The organism is Paenibacillus sp. FSL E2-0190 (genome assembly GCF_037992965.1).
Taxonomy (GTDB): domain Bacteria; phylum Bacillota; class Bacilli; order Paenibacillales; family Paenibacillaceae; genus Paenibacillus_AQ; species Paenibacillus_AQ odorifer.
In genome coordinates this window covers 6,571,109-6,595,773 of the sequence record NZ_CP150306.1, presented here as the reverse complement: position 1 = coordinate 6,595,773, position 24,665 = coordinate 6,571,109, and the positions used below count along the sequence as shown (strand labels likewise).

The 24,665-nt window shown below is 45.6% G+C and carries 26 protein-coding genes; all 26 read left to right on the top strand.

Going from position 1 to position 24,665, the window contains the following annotated elements; translation table 11 throughout:
- The first annotated feature begins 11 nt into the window (after nucleotides 1-11).
- The gene (gene wecB / locus NST25_RS29045) at nucleotides 12-1,169 is read left to right on the top strand and encodes a UDP-N-acetylglucosamine 2-epimerase (non-hydrolyzing) (protein WP_340393017.1); all 1,158 of its coding nucleotides are present in this window, start codon (nucleotides 12-14) and stop codon (nucleotides 1,167-1,169) included.
- Between the two features lie 182 nt (nucleotides 1,170-1,351).
- Nucleotides 1,352-1,585: an AtpZ/AtpI family protein gene (locus NST25_RS29040; RefSeq protein WP_036681579.1), complete on the top strand. Its 234-nt coding sequence runs from the start codon at nucleotides 1,352-1,354 to the stop codon at nucleotides 1,583-1,585.
- Nucleotides 1,578-1,955, top strand: a complete 378-nt coding sequence (locus NST25_RS29035; protein WP_036681578.1) for an ATP synthase subunit I — start codon at nucleotides 1,578-1,580, stop codon at nucleotides 1,953-1,955. Before NST25_RS29040 ends, NST25_RS29035 begins: the two co-directional genes overlap by 8 nt.
- A gap of 29 nt (nucleotides 1,956-1,984) precedes the next feature.
- On the top strand, nucleotides 1,985-2,752 hold the full coding sequence (gene atpB, locus NST25_RS29030) for a F0F1 ATP synthase subunit A (protein ID WP_036681575.1): 768 nt from the start codon (nucleotides 1,985-1,987) through the stop codon (nucleotides 2,750-2,752).
- 105 nt (nucleotides 2,753-2,857) lie between these two features.
- Nucleotides 2,858-3,070 carry a F0F1 ATP synthase subunit C gene (gene atpE / locus NST25_RS29025; RefSeq protein ID WP_036681574.1) on the top strand — a complete coding sequence of 71 codons (213 nt, stop codon included), beginning with the start codon at nucleotides 2,858-2,860 and terminating at the stop codon, nucleotides 3,068-3,070.
- A 97-nt stretch (nucleotides 3,071-3,167) separates the two neighbouring features.
- Nucleotides 3,168-3,656: a F0F1 ATP synthase subunit B gene (atpF, locus tag NST25_RS29020; RefSeq protein WP_076123930.1), complete on the top strand. Its 489-nt coding sequence runs from the start codon at nucleotides 3,168-3,170 to the stop codon at nucleotides 3,654-3,656.
- Nucleotides 3,653-4,204 carry a F0F1 ATP synthase subunit delta gene (locus tag NST25_RS29015; protein ID WP_076123928.1) on the top strand — a complete coding sequence of 184 codons (552 nt, stop codon included), beginning with the start codon at nucleotides 3,653-3,655 and terminating at the stop codon, nucleotides 4,202-4,204. Before atpF ends, NST25_RS29015 begins: the two co-directional genes overlap by 4 nt.
- Nucleotides 4,205-4,215: 11 nt before the next feature.
- Complete coding sequence (gene atpA / locus NST25_RS29010; RefSeq protein ID WP_036681566.1) at nucleotides 4,216-5,727, top strand: F0F1 ATP synthase subunit alpha; 1,512 nt, start codon at nucleotides 4,216-4,218, stop codon at nucleotides 5,725-5,727.
- Between the two features lie 191 nt (nucleotides 5,728-5,918).
- Nucleotides 5,919-6,788 carry an ATP synthase F1 subunit gamma gene (gene atpG, locus NST25_RS29005; RefSeq protein WP_036681564.1) on the top strand — a complete coding sequence of 290 codons (870 nt, stop codon included), beginning with the start codon at nucleotides 5,919-5,921 and terminating at the stop codon, nucleotides 6,786-6,788.
- A 238-nt stretch (nucleotides 6,789-7,026) separates the two neighbouring features.
- Nucleotides 7,027-8,427, top strand: a complete 1,401-nt coding sequence (gene atpD, locus NST25_RS29000; RefSeq protein WP_036681562.1) for a F0F1 ATP synthase subunit beta — start codon at nucleotides 7,027-7,029, stop codon at nucleotides 8,425-8,427.
- A 102-nt stretch (nucleotides 8,428-8,529) separates the two neighbouring features.
- Nucleotides 8,530-8,946 (top strand): F0F1 ATP synthase subunit epsilon, encoded by a 417-nt coding sequence (locus NST25_RS28995; protein WP_036681559.1) that lies wholly within the window; start codon nucleotides 8,530-8,532, stop codon nucleotides 8,944-8,946.
- Between the two features lie 195 nt (nucleotides 8,947-9,141).
- Nucleotides 9,142-9,399, top strand: a complete 258-nt coding sequence (locus NST25_RS28990; RefSeq protein WP_036681556.1) for a DUF1146 family protein — start codon at nucleotides 9,142-9,144, stop codon at nucleotides 9,397-9,399.
- 199 nt (nucleotides 9,400-9,598) lie between these two features.
- Nucleotides 9,599-10,975 (top strand): UDP-N-acetylglucosamine 1-carboxyvinyltransferase, encoded by a 1,377-nt coding sequence (gene murA, locus NST25_RS28985; RefSeq protein WP_076123926.1) that lies wholly within the window; start codon nucleotides 9,599-9,601, stop codon nucleotides 10,973-10,975.
- 216 nt (nucleotides 10,976-11,191) lie between these two features.
- Nucleotides 11,192-12,334: a stage II sporulation protein D gene (gene spoIID / locus NST25_RS28980; protein WP_076307535.1), complete on the top strand. Its 1,143-nt coding sequence runs from the start codon at nucleotides 11,192-11,194 to the stop codon at nucleotides 12,332-12,334.
- A 61-nt stretch (nucleotides 12,335-12,395) separates the two neighbouring features.
- Nucleotides 12,396-13,139 carry a M23 family metallopeptidase gene (locus NST25_RS28975; protein WP_076123922.1) on the top strand — a complete coding sequence of 248 codons (744 nt, stop codon included), beginning with the start codon at nucleotides 12,396-12,398 and terminating at the stop codon, nucleotides 13,137-13,139.
- Between the two features lie 272 nt (nucleotides 13,140-13,411).
- Nucleotides 13,412-13,699, top strand: coding sequence for a sporulation transcriptional regulator SpoIIID (spoIIID, locus tag NST25_RS28970; protein ID WP_036681548.1), 288 nt, complete (start codon nucleotides 13,412-13,414; stop codon nucleotides 13,697-13,699).
- Between the two features lie 129 nt (nucleotides 13,700-13,828).
- Nucleotides 13,829-14,827: a rod shape-determining protein gene (locus NST25_RS28965; RefSeq protein ID WP_036681546.1), complete on the top strand. Its 999-nt coding sequence runs from the start codon at nucleotides 13,829-13,831 to the stop codon at nucleotides 14,825-14,827.
- A 47-nt stretch (nucleotides 14,828-14,874) separates the two neighbouring features.
- A complete protein-coding gene (locus tag NST25_RS28960; RefSeq protein WP_038573634.1) occupies nucleotides 14,875-15,753 on the top strand; it encodes a flagellar hook-basal body protein in 879 nt (292 codons plus the stop codon).
- 51 nt (nucleotides 15,754-15,804) lie between these two features.
- Nucleotides 15,805-16,626 carry a flagellar hook-basal body protein gene (locus tag NST25_RS28955; protein WP_076099680.1) on the top strand — a complete coding sequence of 274 codons (822 nt, stop codon included), beginning with the start codon at nucleotides 15,805-15,807 and terminating at the stop codon, nucleotides 16,624-16,626.
- A 10-nt stretch (nucleotides 16,627-16,636) separates the two neighbouring features.
- Complete coding sequence (locus NST25_RS28950; protein WP_036681538.1) at nucleotides 16,637-16,861, top strand: DNA-directed RNA polymerase subunit beta; 225 nt, start codon at nucleotides 16,637-16,639, stop codon at nucleotides 16,859-16,861.
- Nucleotides 16,862-17,124: 263 nt separating this feature from the next.
- Nucleotides 17,125-17,547 carry a 3-hydroxyacyl-ACP dehydratase FabZ gene (gene fabZ, locus NST25_RS28945; RefSeq protein WP_036681536.1) on the top strand — a complete coding sequence of 141 codons (423 nt, stop codon included), beginning with the start codon at nucleotides 17,125-17,127 and terminating at the stop codon, nucleotides 17,545-17,547.
- A 42-nt stretch (nucleotides 17,548-17,589) separates the two neighbouring features.
- The gene (locus NST25_RS28940; protein WP_076219973.1) at nucleotides 17,590-19,311 is read left to right on the top strand and encodes a phospho-sugar mutase; all 1,722 of its coding nucleotides are present in this window, start codon (nucleotides 17,590-17,592) and stop codon (nucleotides 19,309-19,311) included.
- A 128-nt stretch (nucleotides 19,312-19,439) separates the two neighbouring features.
- Complete coding sequence (locus NST25_RS28935) at nucleotides 19,440-21,476, top strand: DUF5693 family protein (protein WP_076307534.1); 2,037 nt, start codon at nucleotides 19,440-19,442, stop codon at nucleotides 21,474-21,476.
- Entirely contained in the window at nucleotides 21,452-22,585 is a 1,134-nt protein-coding gene (csaB, locus tag NST25_RS28930; protein WP_340393010.1) for a polysaccharide pyruvyl transferase CsaB, read from the top strand. The genes NST25_RS28935 and csaB overlap by 25 nt, the downstream gene beginning before the upstream one ends.
- A 6-nt stretch (nucleotides 22,586-22,591) precedes the next feature.
- Nucleotides 22,592-23,347 carry a WecB/TagA/CpsF family glycosyltransferase gene (locus NST25_RS28925; protein WP_340393008.1) on the top strand — a complete coding sequence of 252 codons (756 nt, stop codon included), beginning with the start codon at nucleotides 22,592-22,594 and terminating at the stop codon, nucleotides 23,345-23,347.
- A 116-nt stretch (nucleotides 23,348-23,463) separates the two neighbouring features.
- Nucleotides 23,464-24,591: an MraY family glycosyltransferase gene (locus NST25_RS28920; RefSeq protein WP_036681523.1), complete on the top strand. Its 1,128-nt coding sequence runs from the start codon at nucleotides 23,464-23,466 to the stop codon at nucleotides 24,589-24,591.
- Nucleotides 24,592-24,665: the final 74 nt, after the last annotated feature.

Here is a 24,665-nt window from a genome sequence, read left to right as displayed (position 1 = left end):
GGGTAGGGGTTATGTCCAAAATCAAAGTAATGACTATTTTCGGAGTGCGCCCCGAGGCGATCAAGATGGCTCCTCTGGTTCTTGAACTGAAGAAGCATCCTGAGCATATCGAATCAATAGTATGTGTAACAGCACAGCATAGAGAACTGCTCGATCAAGTGTTGGAAGTGTTTAATATCACCCCTGATTACGATTTGGACGTGATGAAGGACCGTCAGACCTTGAATGAGATTACTATTCGTGTGCTTGAAGGTTTGGAACCTGTACTGAAAGAAGTTAAACCTGACCTCGTGCTGGTGCATGGGGACACCTTAACAACGTTTTTAGCTAGTTACGCTTCCTTCCTGCAGCAAATTCAGGTTGGGCACGTAGAAGCAGGACTTAGGACATGGAACAAATTGTCTCCGTATCCTGAAGAAATGAACCGTCAACTCACAGGTGTGTTAGCTGATCTGCATTTCGCTCCAACCGATTTGTCAGCTAACAATCTGAGACACGAGAACAAAAAAGAATCAAGTATTTATATCACAGGCAACACCGTAACTGATGTGTTTCAATATACCGTACAGCCGGATTACCGGCATCCTGTTTTGGATTTTGCTTCAGGAAAAAGACTTATTTTGATGACCGCTCACCGCAGAGAATCTCAAGGTGAACCGCATCGTAATATCTTCCGAGCTATTAAAAGAATCGCTGATGAATTCGAAGATGTCGCCATTGTTTACCCTGTGCATCCGAGTCCTGCCGTTAAGGAACCTGCGCATGAGATACTGGGAGGACATCCGAGAATTAAGCTGATTGATCCGCTGGATGTCGTGGACCTGCATAATTTTTATCCGCATACCCACTTGATATTGACCGATTCCGGCGGTCTGCAAGAGGAAGCTCCTTCTTATGGAGTGCCTGTTCTTGTGCTTCGTGATACAACGGAGCGTCCCGAAGGGATAGAGGCTGGAACGCTGGAACTTGTGGGCACGGACGAGGAGAAGGTGTATCAACGGACACATGCTCTTTTGACTGATAATGAGCTCTATCAGTCGATGAGTCGGGCCGCCAACCCGTATGGAGATGGCAAGGCTTCCCAACGGATTGTCAATGCGATTTTGCACCATTTTGGTGTTAATAAGGAACGTCCTGAAGAGTTTCACAGAATGTTCACAAAAAAATAAATAATTTCAATTAAACTAATATCTGATCTGATTAAAATCAACATACAGTGAAACTGTACGGTTTATATGGTTTTGGAACGTTTTGCTGTGATTATTTTCATGTTTTCAAGGGTTTTTAGGCAATGTTCAATGAATTGACAAAGACTCAGGAAATTCAGTAAAATTAGTTGGGATTGTAGCCCATGAAAGAACAAAATAGCAAGGACAGCTTGTTACAGACCGCGCTTGTCATTGGAAGTGCAGGCACTTTGCTTGCCGCTTACATTCTTATTGGTTTTTTTGCGGCAAGATGGCTGAAAGACCTGATGGAGGGGCCGAAATATTGGCTCGCCATTGGCACTATAACTGGAATGATTCTGGGAATTGTGAATGTCGCCTTGTTAATTAAAAAATTTTTGGGGGAGCAGAATGGATAATATGACTCCCATGATCAATACCGTCACTAGAGTTACGCTCGTCCTTATGGCAGGACTCTTAATGGGCTGGGTGCTTCATCATGAGACCCGGGCGATTACACTGGGCATGACTCTGGGTCTGGTGGCGGGATTGGTAAACTTTCGTTATCTGGCCGTCAAGGTTCGACGGGTTACGCAGTCGATTGCGAGCAACGAAGGGAATGCCTTCAGCCTCGGTTTTGTTACACGGATTAGCTTCGCAATTTTGGTCACCATGTTCTCGGTCAAGATTGAGCATTTCTCCCTGGTAGCAACTGTTTCGGGCGTATTCATTCCTCAGCTTCTCGCCATTCCTGCGGGGATATATCTGAGTGTGAAGAATAAGCTTTAACCAGATTAAAGAGAAAGGGGGATGATACTATGCATGACATGCCGAAAATATTTGTCGGGGGAATACCGATAGATTTATCCGCCGTGTTGATGCTTCTGATCAGTTGTACAGTGGTGTTTGTTCTGGTTATGCTTTCGGTTCGTAAGCTTTCCGTTGAAAATCCATCCAAGCTTCAGAACTTCATGGAATGGGTTGTGGAATTTGTAGAGGGTGTCATAAGCAGTGCCATGGATCTGAAGAAAGGAAAACCTTACATATCTTTAGGGTTGACATTGATTCTGTTTATCTTTGTTTCCAATCTACTTGGATTGCCTTTCTCCGTTGTAACTGAGGCGCATGGACCTGTAACAGTGTTTGGCCACGTGATTGAAGCAACTAAGAACTTGGCGAATGGTGAGCATGCAGAAATTTTATGGTACAAGTCGCCAACTGCTGACATTAACGTCACTGCAGGATTGGCAATCATAGTATTTGTACTGATGAACTTTCTGGGCATTAAGCTCAACGGCAAACATTATTTCAAACACTACATCGAGCCGTTTCCAATCTTTTTGCCACTGAACATTATCGAAAACCTGGCAAAACCTGTAGCGTTGGCTATTCGTCTATTCGCTAACATTTTCGCCGGAGAAGTACTGATTACAGTCATTTTGAAGCTGGGGATTCTCAGTATTCCGTTCCTGGCTGTATGGCAGGGCTTCAGTATTTTCGTCGGGGCACTACAAGCGTTTATCTTTACGATTCTGACGATGGTTTATATCGCACAGATGACGATTCACGAAGAAGAAGCACATTAATGAACTGCTGCGAAGAGAACGGCTATCGTCTGATTTTCCTTCGTGGGAGATATCTTATATCATTAAACACAAATATGAACCGAAATTAAAGGAGGATATTTACAAATGGAATTTTTAGCAGCAGCAATAGCGGTTGGATTGGGTGCACTTGGCGCAGGTCTTGGTAACGGTATGATCGTTAGTAGAACAGTTGAGTCCATCGCTCGTCAACCAGAAGCGAAAAATGCTTTGCAAACAACAATGTTTATTGGTGTAGGTATCGTCGAAGTTATTCCGTTGGCAGCAACAGTTATCGCATTCCTGATTATGTTTACTTAATAAACCGTAGTTACGGTTTGGCGGGGACGGCCGATGCCATCCGCGCCTTACTTTTGTATACGTCCGCATGACGCGGTAACGGAAGGGAGTGACCTCAGTGGATATTGTTTGGACAAACATAGTATTTTCAATTGTCGCCTTTGGGATTTTATATTTCTTGCTTAGCAAGTATGCGTTCAGCAAACTTTTTGCAGTTATGGAGAAACGCCGTGAGCTGGTAATGCAGCAAATGGACGAAGCTGCGAAGACTAGAGAACAAGCGGTCGCGTATGTGGAAGAGCAGAAGCAAGCGCTGAACAGTGCACGCCAGGAAGCTCAACAGATTATTCAACAATCGCAAATCACAAGCAATCTACAGGTAGAACAAACTTTGGCACAAGCCAAAGCAGATGCAGCACGTGTCAAAGAAGAGGCCGTGCGCGATATCGAGAACGAAAAGAACAAAGCAGTGGAAGAGTTGCGCAGCGAAATTGGAACGGCATCTGTTCGTATTGCTTCTAAACTTCTTAAGAAAGAAGTTAGTGCTAACGGCGAGCAGGAGCAACTTGTGAACCAATACCTCAAAGAGGTAGGAGGCCAATCATGAGCCGCGATACGGTAGTTGCCAAGCGCTACGCTAGAGCATTGTACAGTGCAGCGGTAGAGAAAGGGATTACCCTTGAAGTAGAAGAAGAGCTCAAGGCAGTGGTTGGATTATTACATTCCGACCAAGAGATAAAGCGGTTTATTCTTGCACCGCGCATCTCGGAGTCCGACAAGCTGAAAGTGCTGCGCACAGCGCTTCAAGATAAGCTCTCTCCCATCGTGATGAACATTGTAGAATTGTTAGTAGAGCGAGGCAGAACCGATATTTTTGCCGATCTGCTGGATACGTATATCAAGATTGAAGGAGACGCTCTTGGCATTGGTGATGCTAAGGTATACTCTGTTTATTCTTTAAGTGAAGAAGAAAAAGCAGCTGTAGCTGCAGAATTCGGCCAACTCGTAAACCGTAAAATCCGGATTACGAATGTGGTGGACCCAAGCCTGTTGGGAGGACTGAAAGTTTATATCGGCGATACGCTGTATGACGGCAGTCTGTCTAACAAATTGGAGCGTCTCGAGAAATCCTTTAATGATAAGCATAGAAGATAGGGGTGAGGATATTGGGCATCAGACCTGAAGAGATCAGCACTTTGATCAAAAGTCAAATTGAGGAATATAAAGCCGATATCGAAGTTGCCGAAGTCGGCACCGTCATTCAAGTCGGCGACGGTATCGCCCGTGTCTACGGTCTGGAAAACGCAATGGCTGGCGAATTGCTAGAGTTCTCCAACGGAGTAGTGGGCATGGCGCTCAATCTGGAAGAAAGCAACGTCGGTGTTGTTATTCTGGGTGAGTACAAGGAAATTCGTGAAGGCGATCAAGTAAAACGTACAGGACAAATTATGCAAGTTCCTGTTGGTGAAGCTCTGCTCGGTCGTGTAGTTAACGCACTTGGTATGCCGCTTGACGGCAAAGGCCCAATTGCTACAACTGAATTCCGTCCTGTAGAAAATAATGCACCAGGTGTTATCGATCGTAAATCGGTACATGAACCGATGCAAACAGGTCTTAAAGCCATTGATGCGATGGTACCAATCGGTCGTGGACAACGCGAACTTATCATTGGTGACCGTCAAACAGGTAAGACTGCAATCGCAATTGACGCGATTATCAACCAAAAAGGCAACGGTATGAAATGTATTTATGTTGCCATTGGTCAAAAGCAATCCACAGTAGCACAGGTTGTAGAAACTCTTCGCCGTCATGGCGCTTTGGAATATACAATCGTTGTAACTGCATCGGCTTCCGAGCCGTCCCCATTGTTGTACATTGCTCCATACGCAGGTTGCGCAATGGGCGAATACTTCATGTACAAGGGCGAGCACGTACTGATCATTTACGATGACCTTTCGAAACAAGCTTCGGCTTATCGCGAATTGTCCCTGTTGCTTCGTCGTCCACCGGGTCGTGAAGCATTCCCGGGTGACGTATTCTACTTGCACTCCCGTCTTTTGGAGCGTGCAGCTAAGCTTAGTGATGAGCTCGGTGGTGGTTCATTAACCGCACTTCCATTTATCGAAACACAGGCATCTGACGTATCAGCTTACATTCCTACGAACGTAATCTCGATTACAGATGGTCAAATCTTCCTTGAATCCGATCTGTTCTACTCTGGTCAACGTCCGGCGATCAACGTCGGTATCTCCGTTTCCCGTGTAGGGGGCTCCGCTCAAATCAAAGCGATGAAGAAGGTAGCCGGCTCGCTCCGTCTGGATCTTGCCCAATATCGCGAACTTCAAGCCTTCTCACAGTTCGGCTCAGATCTTGATAAATCTACACTTGCCCGTCTGAATCGCGGGGCACGTATGATGGAAGTTCTGAAACAAGGTGTGAATCAGCCGTTGTCTGTTGAGCATCAAGTGCTTAGCTTGTACACAGCTGTAAAAGGATATTTGGATGATATTCCAGTTAAAGACGTAAAACGTTTTGAAAAGGAATTCCTTGCTTACATGGATAGCAGTGCTGCTGATGTAGCTCAATCCATCAGGGATACAAAAGATTTGACAGCTGATAACGAAGCCGCTCTTAAAGCAGCGATTGATACCTTTAAAAGAGGTTTCGCTACTAGCTAATATAGATAGACTTTAACGGATTTTACTAAGTGAGCTTTGGCTCTGCCGAAGCTCAGGCTGTGCTTATGAAGTAGCTTTGACTTCGTCAAAGTTAAGAGAATGCTTACGAAGTTAGCTTTGACTCCGTTAAAGCTAAGATGATGCTTACGAAGTTAGCTTTGACTCCGTCAAAGCTCTAAGGTGGTGAAATCATGGCAAGAAGCATGCGTGATATTAAACGTCAAATTAAGAGTGTTCAAAACACAAGACAGATCACAAAAGCGATGGAAATGGTAGCCGCATCCAAGCTGAGAAAAGCTCAGGAGAAGGCAATTGCCGCCCGTCCTTATGCTGAGAAGCTAAAAGAGGTTGTATCGAGCATTGCTGCTGGCACAGAAGGTGTTCAACACCCTATGCTGGTTAGCCGCCCTGTGAAGAAGACTGGTTATCTAATCGTTACCTCTGATAGAGGGCTTGCAGGTGGTTACAACGCTAATATTTTGCGTAAGGTGACGATGCTCATCGCGGAGAAGCATAAGTCCAAAGATGAGTACGCATTGTTTGTTATTGGTCGTAAGGGCCGTGACTTTCTACGTCGCCGTGAATATCCGATTGTACAGGAAGTTACTGAGCTATCGGATGCGCCGAAGTTTGCTGACATCAAGTCTATCGCGAATTCGGCAGTACAGCAGTTTGTAGATGGTACGTATGATGAGTTGTATGTTTGTTACAATCAATTCGTCAATGCTATCACCCAGATCCCAACCGTTGAGCGACTGTTGCCTATGGATGGAGTAGGGAATCAAGAGCATCATGAAGCTTCTGCAAACTACGAATATGAACCTTCACCGGAAGGCGTGCTAGAAGTATTGCTTCCAAAGTACGCTGAAACTTTGATTTATAGCGCTATTCTGGATGGCAAGGCCAGTGAGCTGGGTGCGAAAATGACAGCTATGGGCAGTGCAACGAAGAACGCGTCGAAAATGATCGGAGAACTTACCCTTACGTACAACCGTGCCCGTCAGGCGGCAATTACGCAGGAAATTACCGAGATCGTGGCCGGAGCGAACGCGCAGTCTTAAAATACAAGAAAAGTTAAACTAAGTGCTTAACTTGTCTTGTGTTTTACGAGAAACAGTGTCGCTTGCTTAGGGTGCATAGCTCCTTAAGAACGGCACTGTAAGTTCTTCTTAAAATATAAGAAAGTATGGTTTTACACTATACAAAATGCTTATATTTCTACGAGAAACGGTTGTCATCTTTATATGACGACAACGTCGTTTCTTCTTGATGTAACAGCTTTCGAGGAGGGAAAAGAAGATGAACAAAGGACGCGTTGTAAGCATTATGGGTCCGGTTGTCGATATTGAATTTGAACGCGGCCAGTTGCCCGAGATTTTCAACGCTATCAAAATTGAAACCGTCTTGGACAATGGTCGTCAGCTTAACCTAACACTTGAGGTTTCCAATCACTTGGGAGACAATCTGGTACGTTGTATCGCGATGTCTTCTACTGATGGTCTGGTTCGTGGACTGGATGCGATCGATCAAGGAGGTCCAATTTCGGTTCCTGTAGGGGAAGCGACATTAGGCCGTGTATTTAACGTACTTGGCAATCCAATTGATAACGCTGGTGAAGTTCTTGCTGAGAAAAAGAACCCGATTCACCGTCTCGCACCAACATTTGACGAATTGTCAACACAAGCGGAAATCTTGGAAACAGGTATTAAAGTTATCGACTTGCTCGCACCTTATGCTAAGGGTGGTAAAGTCGGCCTCTTCGGCGGTGCCGGCGTTGGTAAAACAGTAACAATCCAAGAATTGATTAATAACATTGCCCAAGAGCACGGTGGTATTTCCGTATTCGCAGGTGTCGGTGAACGTACTCGTGAAGGTAATGACCTTTATCACGAAATGACGGATTCCGGCGTTATTAAGAAGACAGCAATGGTCTTCGGACAAATGAACGAGCCTCCAGGTGCACGTCTTCGTGTAGCTTTGACCGGTTTGACCATGGCGGAATATTTCCGTGATGTGGAAGGCCGCGATACGCTGCTCTTTATCGATAATATATTCCGCTTTACCCAAGCGGGTTCCGAAGTATCCGCTCTTCTCGGCCGTATGCCATCCGCGGTTGGTTATCAGCCGACTCTGGCTACTGAAATGGGCCAGCTGCAAGAGCGTATCACATCGACTAAAAAAGGTTCCGTTACATCGATTCAAGCAATCTACGTACCGGCGGATGACTACACTGACCCTGCTCCGGCTACAGCGTTTGCTCACTTGGATGCAACAACTAACCTTGAGCGCAAAATTTCCGAGAAGGGGATTTTCCCAGCGGTTGACCCACTGGCTTCCAGCTCGCGTTTGCTAGCTCCAGAAATTGTTGGTGAAGAACATTACAACGTGGCACAAGGTGTTAAACAATTGCTGCAACGTTATACCGAGCTTCAAGACATCATTGCCATCTTGGGTATGGATGAATTGAGTGAGGATGATAAGGTTATCGTAGCTCGTGCTCGTAAAGTTGAACGCTTCCTGTCGCAGCCATTCCACGTGGCTGAACAGTTCACTGGCTTTAAGGGTAAATATGTACCAATCAAAGAAACTGTACGCAGCTTTAAGGAAATCCTGGATGGTAAGCATGATGATCTTCCAGAAGCAGCTTTCTTATTTGTAGGTACGATTGAAGAAGCAGTAGAAAAAGCGAAATCGATGTAACCTGAGCTTAGCTAATGCTTTCGATGCAAGCTTTACTTCGTAAAGCTTAGTGCATGCTTTCGAAGCGAGCTTTACAATGTAAAGCTTTAAGGAGGAATGGAAGTGAATACCTTTTTGTTGGAAATTGTCACGCCGGAGCATCTCGTTTACTCCAAGCAAGTGAATAGCTTGATTGTAAGAGGGGTCGAAGGCGAGTTGGGTATTTTGCCGGGACACATTCCGCTTGTGACTCCACTTCAGGTTGCTCCGTTATCCGTCAAATCGGACGGTGTTACGATCTCCATCGCTGTTCATGGCGGGTTCGTTGAAGTGCATAAGGACAAAGTAACCGTGCTGGCTGAAAGTGCCGAGCTGCCAACAGATATCGATGTTGAGCGCGCCGAAGCGGCTAGAGAACGGGCTCAACGCCGTCTCCAGACTCGGAGCAAACAAGATGATATCGATCACCGCCGTGCGGAATTGGCGCTGCAACGCGCTGTTACACGGATTAAAGTGTCCACTGGAAAAGGACAACAGTAGGATAAAAGCAGTCAAGCCTTAGGGTTTGACTGCTTTTTATTATAGTAATCTATTGAAAAAAGGTTAAAATTTCTTCATTATTTTGGATAATGGCGTTGAATTGTTTAAAAATTTGTAAAAGTACTGGATTCTTTTGCCCTTCACAAGTATGATATAAGAGTCGATTTCCGAGTAATACGAACACGGAGGGTTAGCATGGAGGATATATTGTCGGGTGGGTTGTCTAGCGCAGTTGGAACCAGCAGTATGGTCTCAATGATTGTATCTTTGCTCAGTGTTGTATTATCTTGGTGGGCATTGCAGAACCTTAAGCTCGATTTGGTCATAAGATATCCCAAGAGTCCTCAGGGAAGGCTGCTGCACTTGCTGTTGGCCATTGTACTTGGTCGTTTTGTAGCGGGGTTCTTCCTGGATTACCTGAGCTGGAGTGGGATGATCCGATATATGTTTTAAGGGGATGTAGTTTGGTTATAAGTGTCTTAGGTCGCAGTGGTCAAAAGGTGTCGAATAATAAGGTTTTATTATGTCAACACTGAACTTTAAGGAACATGCCCGAGTAAATGGGCGTATTGATGGAGTAGAGAACTTTTTTGCAATTACTTTAATCTAAAAAAATAATTTAAGAAATAATGGACGCGGAGGGAAACCGAAAATGAGCAAATTTATCGTCCGCGGTGGCAACAGATTGACCGGGAGCGTGAAAGTTAGCGGCGCAAAAAATTCCGTATTACCGATCATAGCCGCCTCTCTATTGGCAGAAGAAGGAGTAAGCGTCATTGTAGACGCACCTCCGCTTGATGATGTGATGACGATATCAAAAATGCTGGAATCTCTGGGTGCAGGGGTTACATATCAGAACGATATTATCCAGGTGGATGCTACAAATATCACATCCTGTGAAGCACCTTATGAATGGGTTCGAAAAATGCGGGCGTCTTTTTTAGTCATGGGCCCACTGTTATCTAGACTTGGTCAGACAAGAATTTCCCTGCCAGGCGGCTGTGCCATTGGTACACGACCGATTGATCAGCATTTGAAAGGGTTTGAAGCACTGGGTGCGGAGATTAGTCTCGGCCAGGGCTACATTGAAGCGAAAAGCAACGGACGCCTGCGCGGTGCCAAAGTGTATTTGGATGTAGCAAGCGTAGGTGCGACCGAAAATATAATGATGGCAGCTACACTAGCCGAAGGCGTGACCGTTATCGAGAATGCGGCTAAGGAGCCTGAGATTGTCGACCTGGCCAATTACTTGAATGGTATGGGCGCAATCGTACGCGGTGCGGGAACAGGCGTTATCCGTATTGAAGGGGTAGAACGTCTGCATGGGGTCAAACATCATGTAATCCCTGACCGTATCGAAGCAGGTACGTACATGGCGGCTGCAGCAATTACCGGTGGCGATGTATATGTGGAAGGCGCAATTGCTGATCACTTAGGTCCTGTTATTGCTAAGATGGAAGAAATGGGCGTAACCATTATTCCTGACGAGAACGGTATTCGTGTAATCAGTGACAAGCCTCTCAAAGCTGTTGATTTGAAGACTTTGCCGTATCCAGGTTTTCCTACGGATATGCAGTCGCAAATGATGGCATTATTGCTGCGTTCTGAAGGTACCAGTGTCGTTACAGAAACTGTATTTGAGAACCGGTTTATGCATGTGGATGAATTCCACAACATGAACGCTGAGATTAAAATCGAAGGTCGCTCGGCGATCGTTACAGGTAATGCACAATTGGTCGGAGCTAAGGTTTGTGCTACGGATCTGCGTGCGGGAGCTGCGCTTATTTTGGCAGGTCTGGTTGCTGAGGGCACTACTGAAGTAAGCGGAACTCATCATATTGACCGCGGGTATGTTCATTTGGCTGAGAAACTGTCCGGACTGGGTGCGGAAATTTGGCGCATCTCCATGGAAGATACTTCAGCGCAAACCGTGAAGGATGAAGTTCTTAAACCGGAAGTATCCAAGAGTGAATCGACTAAAAACGAAGAGGTTAAACCACGCTTTCAGGTTCAACCAACTTGGGTATAATATCAATCATTAGGAGAGACCAGGCTGCAGTTTGCAGCTTGGTCTTTTTTTATGGAATCCTCATTTGATGGGGATTTTTTTGTATGCAATTTAATAGCCTGTGGTCTAGTAATAGATTGAGGACAGGAACTCTCTTTCTCTCAAATTGTGTTCTAGCAGTTGCTGCAAATTCATATCTATAAGAATCACCAGTGATTCACGGAAGGAGCCATAGAGATGAAAGATTTCCGCTACTTGCGAAGAAACAAGACAACGCGCTGGCACTCGCGTCCCCTTGCTCCCCGGCGCAGGCGACTCATCCCCGTCGCCTGGCTCGCAGCGCCTTTCCTGGCGGCGCTGCTGATTCCGCTGGCGGTTGTCCCACTACACCGGGGACAACCGGCGCCTGTGGCCGTGCCGGCGGTCACGGCCCCTCCGGCGGCGCCGGAGACGGCTGCGCAGGAAGCGCCGCAGCCGGACGTCTCTGTCTATTTGTCGCACAGCGGACAAATAGAGACATTGCCGCTGGAGGACTACGTCCGCGGCGTGCTAGCGGCCGAGATGCCGGCCGACTTTGAGCTTGAAGCGCTCAAAGCGCAGGCCGTAGCGGCCCGCACCTTTATCATGCGCCGCCTGATGGCTGGCGACAGAAGCGGCGTACCCGTTCCGGAGGCGGATGTAACCGATACGGTAAGCCATCAGGCTTACATATCTAAGGACACGCTGGAACGGCAATGGAAGCTCGGCGGAAGAAGCGCCGACCTCGCAAAGCTGCAGCGCGCGGTCCTTGAGACGCGCGGAGTGATCATGACTTATAAAGGGCAGCCGATAACGGCCTCCTTTTTCGCCTCCAGTGGAGGATATACTGAGAACTCAGAAGAGTATTGGAATGCAGCAATTCCCTATCTGCGCAGTGTGACGAGTCCTTGGGAGAAAGAGATTACCCCAAACTATGCAGTGACTAACACCTTTACTGTTGCTGAAATACTTACTAGATTGGGTCTGAACGATAAAGTCATTCCAGCCTCCAAAGAAACTACCAATTCAGGAACTACAACGAAGATTTCATCATCTTCGAGATTACCTATGGAAGTGTTGTCTCTTACCACTGGACATCGGATTAAAGAGGTCTCAATTGGAGGCTCTATATTTACTGGACGTGAAGTGAGAGAGAAGCTGGGCCTACGATCCAGCCAATTCAGTTGGAGTCGTAAGGGGAATAAGATCTTAATCACGACCTTCGGAAATGGGCATGGAGTAGGGATGAGCCAGTGGGGGGCAAATGGGATGGCTAAAGAGGGTGGAACTGCTACCCAAATTCTCAAACACTATTATAGTGGTATCTCATTTACACAAATCTCAACTCTTCTGAAAAAATAACTTGAAAGATACGTATAAAAGAGAAAACCCCGGTAACACTGGTTACTGAGGTGATAACCATATGAATGAACAAGACAAAAACAAAACAAACCAAGATGAATCTCTCAAAAAAACTCAGGGAGATTTACCTGGTGCAAAACCTTCTTCATGGAACAGACTGGTATCTAAACGTTGGGTATTCCCAGCAGTCTACACGGCGGCAGCGGCAATTATACTAACCTTGGTGTGGGTCTATCAGGATGCCGGCCAGAAGCCGCTCAACCAGGACACCGCCGCCACTTCGCAGCAAGTAGGAACTTCCGCTAACGAAGCTGGTACAACAACCGGAGGTCCAGATGCACTTGAAGTTGTTGCTTCAACGGAAAGTATGACTTGGCCAGTAGCTAATCCAGGTGAAGTAGAAGTAGTTAAGCCGTATTATGATGAGAATGGTACAGAGGACAATCACGTTGCCGCTATGGTGCAATATAACGACAAATTTATTCCTAATGTCGGAATCGATATTGCCCGTGAAGACAACAATACGTTCGATGTTAAAGCAGCGCTCAGCGGTGAAGTGACCAGAGTGGAAGATGTTGCGGTATTAGGTAAAGTGATTGAAATTACCCATCAAGGTAATTTGAAGACTGTATACCAAAGTCTTGGTGAAACAAAAGTTAAACAAGGCGATGTAGTGAAGCAAGGAGATACTCTTGCCACAGCTGGTCGCAGTGAGATCGAAAAGGACCTTGGAAATCATGTACACTTTGAAGTGTACGAAGATGGCAAAGTAGTCAATCCATCGGATTTACTGCCACAGCGATAAAAATTTCTATAGCAGGGGGCGAAAGCCCCCTATTTTTTTGTGTATATAAGGATTTTTAAGGTTGTGTTTGTGATGAGCCTTTTGTTTACGCGGGAAACGGTTGTTGACCTAAAGGGAGAACGACGGCTTTTCATCATGCTAATAACACGGGTTATTAGGTTGTCCATTAAATAAAATGAGCCCTCCATAGCTTGTCATGTCTTGAAAGCGCGAATATATAAGCCCGCCCCTCATATAATGTACCAAACTATCCACAGTTGGGAGGCGGGAGCGTGCACGATTACATCAAGGAACGTACGATCAAAATCGGACGCTGCATCGTGGAAACCAGGCATACGGTCCGGACCATAGCCAAGGAATTTGGCGTTTCAAAGAGCACGGTGCATAAAGATTTAACTGAGCGTCTGCCAGAGATCAACCCTGATCTGGCCGATCAGGTGAAGCACATTCTCGAATATCACAAGTCCATCCGACATCTTCGGGGGGGAGAAGCCACAAAAATCAAATATAAAAAATCGACGGGGAAAAAACGTGAGGTTGCTGTAGCATCAAAGCCATGAGATTTTCGGAAATTTAAGGAAATATTCAGCTTTAATACATTGTGTACTTCCCCTAAAGTATGGTATTTTTAAATTTAGTACTAACTGCTGTTTTTTCAATTAAAATAACACTTTGGGGGCTCTTTCATTATGTTTAGCAAGGATATCGGAATCGACCTCGGCACGGCCAATGTGCTCATACATGTTAAGGGAAGGGGAGTCGTTCTGGATGAACCTTCCGTGGTCACACTTGAAAGTGATACGAAGAGAGTCCTTGCGGTGGGAGAACAGGCACGTCGCATGGTTGGACGTACACCTGGAAATATTATAACAATCCGTCCTCTCCGGGATGGTGTCATTGCAGATTTTGAAATCACAGAAATGATGCTCAAGTATTTTATCGACCGCGTTGGCGGCCGGTCCTGGTACGCACGGCCCCGTATTCTGATTTGCGCCCCTACAAATATTACATCTGTGGAACAGAAGTCCATACGGGAAGCGGCAGAGCGGAGCGGGGCTAAGGAAGTTTTTATGGAGGAAGAGCCAAAAGCCGCTGCAATCGGAGCGGGAATGGATATTTATCAGCCTAGTGGGAACATGGTCGTCGATATCGGTGGCGGAACGACGGATGTAGCCGTACTTTCTATGGGCGACGTCGTTACCGCTTCTTCGATTAAAGTCGCAGGAGACAAGTTCGATGAGGCCATTTTAAGATATATTAAACAAAAGTATAAGCTGTTAATCGGTGAACGTACGGCAGAGGATATTAAGGTTACAATTGGCACCGTGCGTCCAGGCCTGATGCAGGCTGAAATGGATATTCGTGGTCGTGATATGGTAAGTGGACTCCCTCAGACGCTCACTATTACTTCAGGCGAGGTAAAAGAAGCACTATGGGATCCGGTTTCTTCTATTGTGGCAGCTGCTAAGTCCGTTCTGGAACGTACACCGCCTGAGCTATCAGCAGATATTATTGACCGGGGTGTTGTTCTAACTGGTGGTGGCGCTTTACTTAATGGATTGGACGAGCTCCTCTCAGAAGAATTACATGTTCCGGTGTGGATAGCGGAAGACCCGATGCATTGTGTAGTTAAGGGAACCGGAATAATGCTAGATAATTTGGACAAGGTCGTTAAGAAAAAGTTCTAAGCAGCCGATATAAAAGGTAGCAAAAGATTCGGAAGGGGACTACCTTCATGATAAGAGGATTATATACAGCCGCTGCAGGTATGGTTACACAGCAGCGTAGACATGATACGGCAACACAGAACATCGCTAACTTGAATACAACGGGGTACAAGCAGGTTGACAGTGTCAATCATGCTTTTCCGGATGTACTGATCTCTGCTATGAGTAATGGCAATACAAAGCCAGTGGGGCGCCTTAACACTGGGGTTTTTGCAGAACAATCGATATCCCAATATTTACAGGGTGATTTAAGGGAGAGCGGCAAGACCATGGATTTTGCTTTATCTACGGATTTGCAAGTAGCTGATCCAGTGACAGGTCAAAATATCTCCTTTGATGGTTCAGGCAAATATGTAAGCCCTGAGGGTGAGGTTGTTTATCGTCCACAGGCCTTCTTTACTGTACAGGATGCTGAAGGGAATAATCTGTATACGCGAAATGGGAGCTTCTCAATAAACGCGGCTACAGGAGAGGTACTGAGCAGTGGTGGCTTCAAGGTTCTTGATTCCACAGGCAAGCCCCTTGTCTTGACAGGAAATCAGGACACCCTTAAAGTGGACGGGCAGGGTAATTTGCTTAATCCAGTAACAGGACTTCCGACAGGGACCAAGCTTGGTGTGAGTGTAGTAACAAAGCCACAGGAGCTTGTACGTGATGGTAATGGTGTATTTCACGCTGATGATGTAGAGGCGGCAGATATCCGTTTCTCTAACGGAACAGATAACATGCAAGTACGCCAAGGTTACCTGGAAAGCTCCAATGTAGATCCTACTCAGGTTACTGTGGATTTGAATGCCGCCTATCGGGCTTATGAAGCGAACCAGAAGATTGTTCAATATTATGATGGCAGCTTGCAGAAGGCTGTAAGTGAAGTTGGCAGGGTATAGGCAGTGCTTAGGAATGAGCTTTACAGGTAGAGCTTATAGGAGGTTTGATCTATGAACAACTCAACGATTAGTGCAGCAGTCTCCATGTCGAGCCTTCAGCAGCGGCTTGATATTATAGCGGATAATCTAGCCAACATGGATACCAATGGTTATAAGAGCAAGCAGGGCTCTTTTGAGGACGTGCTGACTCGTGTACAACAGCAATCAGATGATTATGACCAACCGGGCCGTTCTACACCCCTAGGCTTTAATATGGGTTTTGGGACTTATGTGCCTTCGATCTCAACGAATTGGGAAGAGGGACCCCTTAAAGAAACAGGGAGTCCGACCGACTTAGCCATTCAGGGCAACGGGCTTTTTGGTGTTCAGGTCAATGGTACTACGGCGTATACACGTCAGGGTGATTTTCACTTTATTCCTGACACGACTGATGCCAAAAAGATGGTATTGGTTGATAACACAGGAAACTCCGTTTTAAATACAGAGGGCAAACCTCTAACGGTTCCTGTAGGTGTGAATGCTGCTATCGATGAATCTGGTCGTGTGTTAACAAAAAAGACAGAGAATGGACCTGTTCAGGTAGCGGGTACTATAATGATAGTAGAACCTAAGACACAGAATGCCTTAAAGGCTGTCGACGGGAATTTCTATATGCTTGCAGATGGAGTTACAGCACAGCAGGCTTTTGTACAAAGAGCGGCAGGCGAGGCATCTGGAATTGGAGTGCGCTCAGGATGGCTGGAGCAGTCGAATGTCGATATGACCTCAGAAATGACAGAAATGATGCAGATTCAACGCACGTATCAACTCGTAGCTCGGGCACTTTCGTCCAGTGATCAGATGTTTGGTCTAGCCAATAACATGCGCGCGTAGAGGTGAAGGAATGGATCGACAGGAAAAAGTTAAATCGGAAGAGAAGAAAGAACCCTCTCCACGAGGGATCTCCAAATGGACCATGATACAATGGGTTCTTATTCCCTTGCTTCTCGTAGCTGCACTTGGAGGCGGCCTGGCCGTCGGTTACGTTGTCCTGGGTAAGAAAGAGTTAAGCGATGCTCTGCAGTGGAGCACGTGGAGACATGTATATGATTTGGTTTTTGCTCCATAAATGAAGATGATTTAACCACTCCCTTGTTATACAAGGGAGTTTTCTTTTTTATGCTGAAAAATGTATAATGGTGGGGGGCCTCGGGCAGCAAAAAGGGCCCTCTCCGCCATGCTGCCGCATCCGGTGGAGAAAGCCCCTTATCTCAACCTCCACTTCTGCAGTTGGTGAAGGATAAATATAGTTTTTACCGAACCTGCCTAATTTTATGCATTTCGGCAAAGAATAAAAGAAAATGTGCAACATCCGAAAGGAGTTTTGTCATAATGCTGGATATCAACCAAATTCAAGAAATCATCCCCCATCGGCCTCCATTTCTGCTGGTGGACAAAATTATCGAGATTGAAATGGGCAAAAAAGCTGTAGGAATCAAAAATGTAACGATCAATGAACCGTTCTTTGTAGGTCACTTTCCGGGCTATCCGGTAATGCCGGGTGTACTGATTACTGAAGCCCTTGCACAAGTGGGTGCGGTTGCTATCCTGGGAGTAGAGGCTAATCGCGGCCGAATCGGTTTTTTAGCTGGGCTGGACGGATTCCGTTTCCGTGGTCAAGTGGTACCAGGCGATACACTTACTCTTGAAGTAGAGATCACCCGCCTTAAGGGCAGCATCGGAAAAGGACAAGCTACTGCTTCCGTTGAAGGTAAGGTTGTAGCCTCTGGAGAAATTATGTTTGCTCTGAGCTAAATATTTTATTTTTCTATAAATATATCTAAAGGAGAGATTCATATGACTCAATTAAGTGCGAAAGCGGCAGACACATTATCCCGCTGGTTGCAGGACCCTTCTGTTGACGAGGCTACAAAGGCAGAGCTTCGCGCTCTGGAGAATGAGCCACAGGAGCTTGAAGAGCGTTTTTACAGAGACTTAGAGTTTGGTACAGGCGGCTTGCGTGGGGTTATTGGTGCGGGCAGCAATCGTATCAATCGTTATACTGTTGGCAGAGCTACACAAGGCTTCGCTAATTATATTCTAGAAAAGCATACTGGAGAAGGCAGACCTTCGGTTGTTATCGCGCATGACTCTCGCCGTTTCTCGCCTGAATTCACACTTGAGGCTGCTCTCGTACTGGCTGCTAATGGTATCGAGGCGCATTTGTTTACTTCCCTTCGTTCAACACCACAGCTGTCATTCAGCGTGCGTTATTTGAAAGCAACGGGTGGTATTGTAATCACTGCGAGCCATAACCCTCCTGAATACAATGGTTATAAGGTCTATAATTCGGAAGGCGGACAGCTTGTACCACACGAAGCCGAAAAGGTCATTTCTTACATACTAGAGGTTGACACTTTTGATGGTGTAAAGCGGATTTCGCAAGAAGAAGCTGAAGCTCAAGGGCTGTTGCACTGGCTAGGAGAGAAGGATGACGAAGCGTTTACTGATACTGTTGCTGCGGTCAGTCTTGCAAGTGAAGAGATTGCCTCTACGCTTGGAAAAGACTTTAAAATCGTATACACTCCGCTGCATGGTACAGGTAATTTGCCAGTCCGCCGTGTACTTGAGAAAATCGGGTTCACCCAGGTGCATGTTGTACCTGAGCAAGAGCAGCCGGATTCTGAATTCTCTACAGTGAAATCGCCGAACCCGGAGGAACGTGAAGCTTTTACGCTGGCTATGAAGCTGGGCGAAGAGTTGAATGCTGACCTTTTGATTGGTACAGATCCTGATGCAGACCGTATGGGTGCGGTAGTTCGCGACAATGAAGGTAAATTCGTTGTTCTGTCCGGCAATCAATCCGGAGCACTGATGATTCATTACTATTTGAGTCGTTTGCAGGAACAAGGAAAGCTGCCTAGCAATGGTGCGGTTGTAAAGACTATCGTTACTAGTGAAATGGGGGCTGCTGTAGCTTCTCATTATGGTGCAACTGTATTTAATACGCTAACTGGCTTCAAATATATTGGAGAAAAGATGACCCAGTTCGAACAATCCGGAGAATACACATATCTTTTCGGATATGAAGAAAGCTATGGTTATCTTGCAGGCAATTATGCTCGTGATAAGGATGCTGTTCTTGCTGCTATGCTTATCGCTGAAGCAGGTGCTTATTATAAAGCTCAAGGCAAAACATTATATGATGTTCTTCAGGAATTGTACAAGCAGTTCGGATACTTCTTGGAAAGCTTGGAGTCCCGTACGCTGAAAGGCAAAGATGGCGTTGCGCAAATTCAAGGAATCATGAATGATTGGCGTTCTAATGCACCACAAGAAATTGCTGGATCTGCCGTAACAGAAATTCAGGATTATTCCCTGGGCTTAAATGGACTGCCGAAGGAAAATGTACTGAAGTATTTGCTGGCTGACGGATCTTGGTTCTGCCTGCGCCCTTCCGGCACAGAACCTAAGATTAAAGTTTATTTTGCAGTAGTGGGTGACTCCCTGCAGAATGCTAAGGACAAGGTTGCTGCACTGTCGAAACAGGTTATGGCTCGCGTTGACGGGGGACAATAATAAATATAGAGTGCCTTCTATATTGTGAATTATATTTTATGTAGAAACGGGTACCGTCTCTAAAAGGATGACGATCCGTTTCTACTTTTGTTAAAAGAGTTTTTAAAGCGAAAGAGGAGGTACTTTTGGTGCGGCAAAAATGGCAACGTTGGAATATTACTTCCCGAAAGTGGCTGTGGATCATAGTTGTGGTTGGCGTTATAGCAGCCTTGCCTGTGGTCTATGATCGACTGCAGACGGAGAAGTCTTCCAAGACAGTAGAATTTGTATTTGATTATCGTGATCTGGTTGATGTAGCCAGCTATCGTGCAAATCCACAAGATTATATTTCCGAACAGTTAGATCGCCTTAAAGACGCTGGTGTACAGAGCATGGCGATTTACGAAAGCACATTGGAAGATTACCGTAAGGCGCGTCGTCTAATGATATGGGGTGCGGCTGATATAGCTAATCTTACGGACACGATCATTCCTGAAAATGAGAACTATACCTATATTCTTTTTACCAGTGCTGATTACAGCGATACTTTAGCGCCTGTAATTAAAGAAGCATTTAGTAATCTTGGGATTAATTCAAGAGACTGGAGTTTCCGCGGACAGCAGGGGCTTATCATTGAGACTCCGCTAGAAGACGCTACATTGAAGCCGCTCCAGCCCGATCCATTTACACTGGACATGCTGCATAACAAGGGATTCAGTATTGTACCTCGTCTTGTGGATTCTCTGACTTATAATGAAGCCACGGTAAAGAAGCTGTTGGATCGTTATGAGGAATTGGGTGTTAAACGGATTCTATTTGAAGGTGAGTCTGTTAAAGGGTTTAATGATGATGCCGATACTGGCAGTATCACTGACTTTGCTAATCTCCTTAAGGAACGTGGAATGGGGATTGCAGCAATTGAGAATATTAAGAAACAGCAAAAGGGCTTTAACAGGCTCGCTTATTTGCTGGATTATAATGTGACACGTTTATATTCCCTTAGTGAGGGAGATTCTGCCTTAGATCCAAAAGTAATTTCGGACCGTTTCGCTCTGGCAACAAAGGATCGGAATATCCGCATGATCTACTTAAACACGATTCCTGCAAGAAATACTGCTAAGGCACAGGTTACAGATACATTAGATAACCTTATTACCAGCCTAAGCGAACCAGGCGGAGCAGTTGAGCAGATTAAAGACAATGGATTTAAACTGGGACAAGCTACGGCATTTGAGGTTGTAGATTCCTCTTATCAACGTTACTTTAAGCTAGTTGCGGTGGTTGGAGCAGTGTCTTTAGTGGCTCTGCTGGTCTCTTACTTCATTCCACAGCTCACGCTTGCTGCCTGGGTGTTAGGTCTGATTGGAAGTGCAGCCCTGATGCTAGTGAAGCCTGAAATGTTTGAACAAGCGCTCGCGCTTGCCGCTGCGATAAGTGCACCAACGCTTGCCGTTGTGCTTGCCATTCGTAAGGTTAATGAAATGGGGCCACCTCTACGGAGCAATCCCCTTACCTATAAGGCTATGAGCCCGCAACGCCGGTTTACACATAGCTTAGTGCTTTATTTTAAGACTTCACTGATCTCTTTGAGCGCTGTGCCGTTTATGATAGCACTGCTTAATAATGTTACTTATAGCCTGGTTCTCAACCAGTTCCGTGGTGTCAGTCTGCTTCATATGGCGCCTATCGGTCTTGTGGCACTTTACGTGCTTTTGTATCGCGGGGATTTTGTTTTTAACAAGACAGGTAAGCTGCTGCGGACACCAATCACCTTTGCGATGATTATTATTGCCTTTGTTTTGGCGGTTGTTGGCTATTATTACATGACCCGTACAGGTAACGGTGGCAGTGTGAGTCCGTTGGAAATGGTTTTACGTACATTCTTGGAAAATACGGTTGGCGTTCGACCGCGTAATAAAGAGTTTTTGCTAGCGCATCCGTTATTAATTCTTGGCGCATTCTTGGCCTTTAGATATCGGAATGCAGCGTTTATCATGATTATTGCTGTAATCGGTCAGCTCTCGATGGTAGATACCTTTGCTCATATTCACTCGCCAGTTCTGATCTCGCTCATTCGTGGCTTGCTCGGTCTTGGATTAGGACTGATCATTGGTGTGATTGCCGTAATCGTATGGCAAATTGCAGAAGGGTGTTGGAAACGATGGTCGCCACTCCTAAAAAGATAGTTATTTCCGGTTATTACGGTTTCCATAACAGCGGGGATGAGGCGGTACTGCAATCTATATTGATTGCACTGCAACAACATGCTCAAGCTGCAGGTATAGAGATCGAACCCATTGTCTTGTCCATCGATCCTGAGTGGACTAGCGCCACATATGGAGTGAAATCTGTGCACCGGATGAAGCTGGTTGAAGTCCGTCAAGCTATTTATGAGAGTTCTGGTCTGATTAGCGGTGGAGGCAGCTTGCTGCAAGATGTAACAGGAAGCAAGAGTATTCCTTACTATTTAGGTATTATCAAGCTTGCGCAGTGGATGGGTAAACCGACCTTTATTTATGCTCAAGGTATCGGACCTGTGAATCGTAAGCTTTTCCACCCATTAATCAAATCAGTGTTTCGCAAATGTACCTATATCTCTGTGCGGGATGAACAATCCCGCGAGCTTTTACTTTCTATGGGATTAGAACAGAAGAACATAGAGGTTGTTCCTGACCCGGTGATGGGCTTATCTTTACCTGAAGATACTGATGCTGCTGAATTACCAGAGTCTTCAGATTCACTTCCGGTAGTAGGTATTTCGGTACGTTATTGGGAACAAGATCACAAGGAGCTGAACGCTCTTGCTCAAGGCTTGATTAAGGCGAATCTTGAAAAACCATTGCATTTAAGATTCCTTCCGTTTCATCTTCCATCTGATATTGAAGCCTCACGTTATGTGATGGAGAAGCTGGAAGAAAATATAAGCCAGCATGGGGGGCAGGTCAGTATTTGTGAAGATGCCAGTCATCCGCAACACATGCTGCGGGAAGTAGGGCAATGTGAAGTGCTGATCGGAATGCGTCTTCATAGCCTGATTTATGCCGCAGGGCGGCGAGTTCCGCTGATTGGTATCTCTTATGATCCGAAAATTGATCATTTTCTAGACAGAGTTCGGTGTCAGCCTGTGGGCACGACCCAATCATTAGATGCTGGACAAGTTGCTGCTGAGATAGGCCATCTTTTGGAAACAGCAGAGGGATGGAGAAATAAGCGGGAGACGATCCTCTCCTCGTTGATTCAAGAAGCAGGGGCTCCAGCACGGCAAATCGTAGAATATTTCCACCATAAAGGATGATCTAAAGTGAAAGCAGAAAGCGCGGTACCTACAGTTCCTATTTTTGGGATTAGAGTCTCCAAGGTTGATATGGCAGCAACTGTTGCTTATTTGACAGAGGCGGTTCATACCCGTATCCCGCATCAAGTGATTACAGCTAATCCGATTATGGTTATGGCTGCTTTGGAAGATCCAGCTTATATGGAGATAATGAAGTCAGCTGAATTGGTTGTCCCAGATGGAACCGGTGTGGTATGGGCTGCTAATTATTGTAAGGAGCCTGTAACCGAACGGGTAGCTGGTTTTGACCTGTTACATGAATTGATGCAACAGGGTGAAAAATATGGTTGGAAGATATATCTCCTTGGTTCTACACCTGAGGTGATTCAGGAAACCGCTGAAAGGTTACAATTGCAATATCCGCGTGTTATTATTGCAGGATATCATGACGGTTATTTTGGTCCGGAATCGGACGATGAAATTATTGCTGGAATTGTTAAAACCAATCCTGACTTATTATTTGTGGCCAGAGGCGCGGATAGTCAGGAACCATGGATTGCAAAACACAAATCCAAGTTAGGTGTTCCGATCATGATGGGGGTCGGCGGCAGCTTTGATGTAATTTCTGGCAAGAGCAAGAGAGCACCAAAAGTTTTCCAAAAAATGAGAATTGAATGGTTGTACCGTTTATTAAAAGAGCCTACGCGGTACAAAAGAATGCTTGCGTTGCCGAAATTCGCATTAAAAGTGGTGCGTGAGAAAGATAAAGTAACAAAAGTCTAGTCAAATGCCGATATTCACCTAGAAAATCAGATGAATAGCCTAAAAAAGGGATTGGAATTTGTTTTTGTAACAGCGTATAATTCAATGCGGTAGAGAAATGGGGGTCGACTGATCAAATGTTAATCATATACATCGCTGGATTTATCGTATGCATGGGACTCGCACTTGGCCTCACACCTTTGGTGAAGAAATTCGCCATTAAGATTGGTGCGACAGATGTGCCGAATGCTCGTAAAGTGCACACGAAAATTATGCCCCGCCTTGGCGGATTAGCTATTTTTCTGGCGTTTGTGTTAGGCCTGCTTGCCGTATTGCCGATTATTCCATATGAGTTCACTCCGCGGGAGGCCAACTTCATCAAAGCGCTGCTGTGTGGCGGCGGACTGATTGTACTTATCGGAGGTTTGGATGACCGATTTGAATTATCAGCAAAGTTGAAGCTGCTGGGCCAAATTGTTGCAGCATGTATTGTAGTTTTCGGTTTTGGTATTACTGTAGATTTTGTGAATATTCCATTTAACAATACGTATTCTTCATTGGAAAGCTGGATTGCTATCCCGCTTACGATTTTCTGGATTGTTGGTGTCACCAATGCTGTTAACCTGATTGACGGGTTGGACGGGCTTGCTGCTGGTGTATCAGGGATTGCGATTGCTACGATTGCGGTAATGGCTTTCTTGATGGGTAACACGATGGTTGCCATGTTATGCCTGTTGCTTCTGGGTAGCATAATCGGATTCTTGTTCTTCAACTTCCATCCCGCCAAGATTTTTATGGGGGATACGGGATCGCTGTTCTTAGGCTTCTGCTTAGCTTTACTTGCTTTGCTAGGGTTTAAACAGATTGCCGTGGTTTCGTTTATTACACCTTTGCTTATTATTGGTGTACCGTTGTCGGACACGTTCTTTGCGATCGTGCGCCGTAAGCTGCAGAAGAAACCAATCTTTGCACCAGATAAAGGTCACTTGCATCATTGCCTTCGCGAGCTAGGCTTTAGTCATCGTCAGACTGTGCTCATTATTTATGGTATTGCTGCATTTTTCGGAGTTTTAGCTGTTATTCAATCCTCTGCCGCTCTTTACGAGGCGAACTGGGTTACCTTTGTAGTCATCTGCATCATGCTCTTCTTCTTGCAGATCGGTGCGGAAGTTACAGGTTTGATCGGTAAGACTAAACGTCCGCTGATTGATTTCTTTTTAAGAATTCGTATGAAGGCTAATCCGGAAAGAGGTTCCAAATCTTAATTTATTAATGGTATTATTCTAATATTTTCTATAACTAACAAAACTCATCCCTTTTCGGATGAGTTTTTTGTTGT

Coding starts and splice junctions, on each gene's coding strand:
- csaB (WP_340393010.1), top strand. CDS start 21,452: ATGGTCGCCACTCCTAAAAAGATAGTTATTTCCGGTTATTACGGTTTC.
- NST25_RS28940 (WP_076219973.1), top strand. CDS start 17,590: ATGACTCAATTAAGTGCGAAAGCGGCAGACACATTATCCCGCTGGTTG.
- NST25_RS28960 (WP_038573634.1), top strand. CDS start 14,875: ATGATAAGAGGATTATATACAGCCGCTGCAGGTATGGTTACACAGCAG.
- NST25_RS28920 (WP_036681523.1), top strand. CDS start 23,464: ATGTTAATCATATACATCGCTGGATTTATCGTATGCATGGGACTCGCA.
- NST25_RS28950 (WP_036681538.1), top strand. CDS start 16,637: ATGGATCGACAGGAAAAAGTTAAATCGGAAGAGAAGAAAGAACCCTCT.
- NST25_RS29015 (WP_076123928.1), top strand. CDS start 3,653: ATGAGCCGCGATACGGTAGTTGCCAAGCGCTACGCTAGAGCATTGTAC.
- NST25_RS28955 (WP_076099680.1), top strand. CDS start 15,805: ATGAACAACTCAACGATTAGTGCAGCAGTCTCCATGTCGAGCCTTCAG.
- spoIID (WP_076307535.1), top strand. CDS start 11,192: ATGAAAGATTTCCGCTACTTGCGAAGAAACAAGACAACGCGCTGGCAC.
- atpG (WP_036681564.1), top strand. CDS start 5,919: ATGGCAAGAAGCATGCGTGATATTAAACGTCAAATTAAGAGTGTTCAA.
- atpD (WP_036681562.1), top strand. CDS start 7,027: ATGAACAAAGGACGCGTTGTAAGCATTATGGGTCCGGTTGTCGATATT.
- NST25_RS29035 (WP_036681578.1), top strand. CDS start 1,578: ATGGATAATATGACTCCCATGATCAATACCGTCACTAGAGTTACGCTC.
- NST25_RS28990 (WP_036681556.1), top strand. CDS start 9,142: ATGGAGGATATATTGTCGGGTGGGTTGTCTAGCGCAGTTGGAACCAGC.
- wecB (WP_340393017.1), top strand. CDS start 12: ATGTCCAAAATCAAAGTAATGACTATTTTCGGAGTGCGCCCCGAGGCG.
- NST25_RS28975 (WP_076123922.1), top strand. CDS start 12,396: ATGAATGAACAAGACAAAAACAAAACAAACCAAGATGAATCTCTCAAA.
- fabZ (WP_036681536.1), top strand. CDS start 17,125: ATGCTGGATATCAACCAAATTCAAGAAATCATCCCCCATCGGCCTCCA.
- atpB (WP_036681575.1), top strand. CDS start 1,985: ATGCATGACATGCCGAAAATATTTGTCGGGGGAATACCGATAGATTTA.
- NST25_RS28965 (WP_036681546.1), top strand. CDS start 13,829: ATGTTTAGCAAGGATATCGGAATCGACCTCGGCACGGCCAATGTGCTC.
- NST25_RS29040 (WP_036681579.1), top strand. CDS start 1,352: ATGAAAGAACAAAATAGCAAGGACAGCTTGTTACAGACCGCGCTTGTC.
- atpE (WP_036681574.1), top strand. CDS start 2,858: ATGGAATTTTTAGCAGCAGCAATAGCGGTTGGATTGGGTGCACTTGGC.
- murA (WP_076123926.1), top strand. CDS start 9,599: ATGAGCAAATTTATCGTCCGCGGTGGCAACAGATTGACCGGGAGCGTG.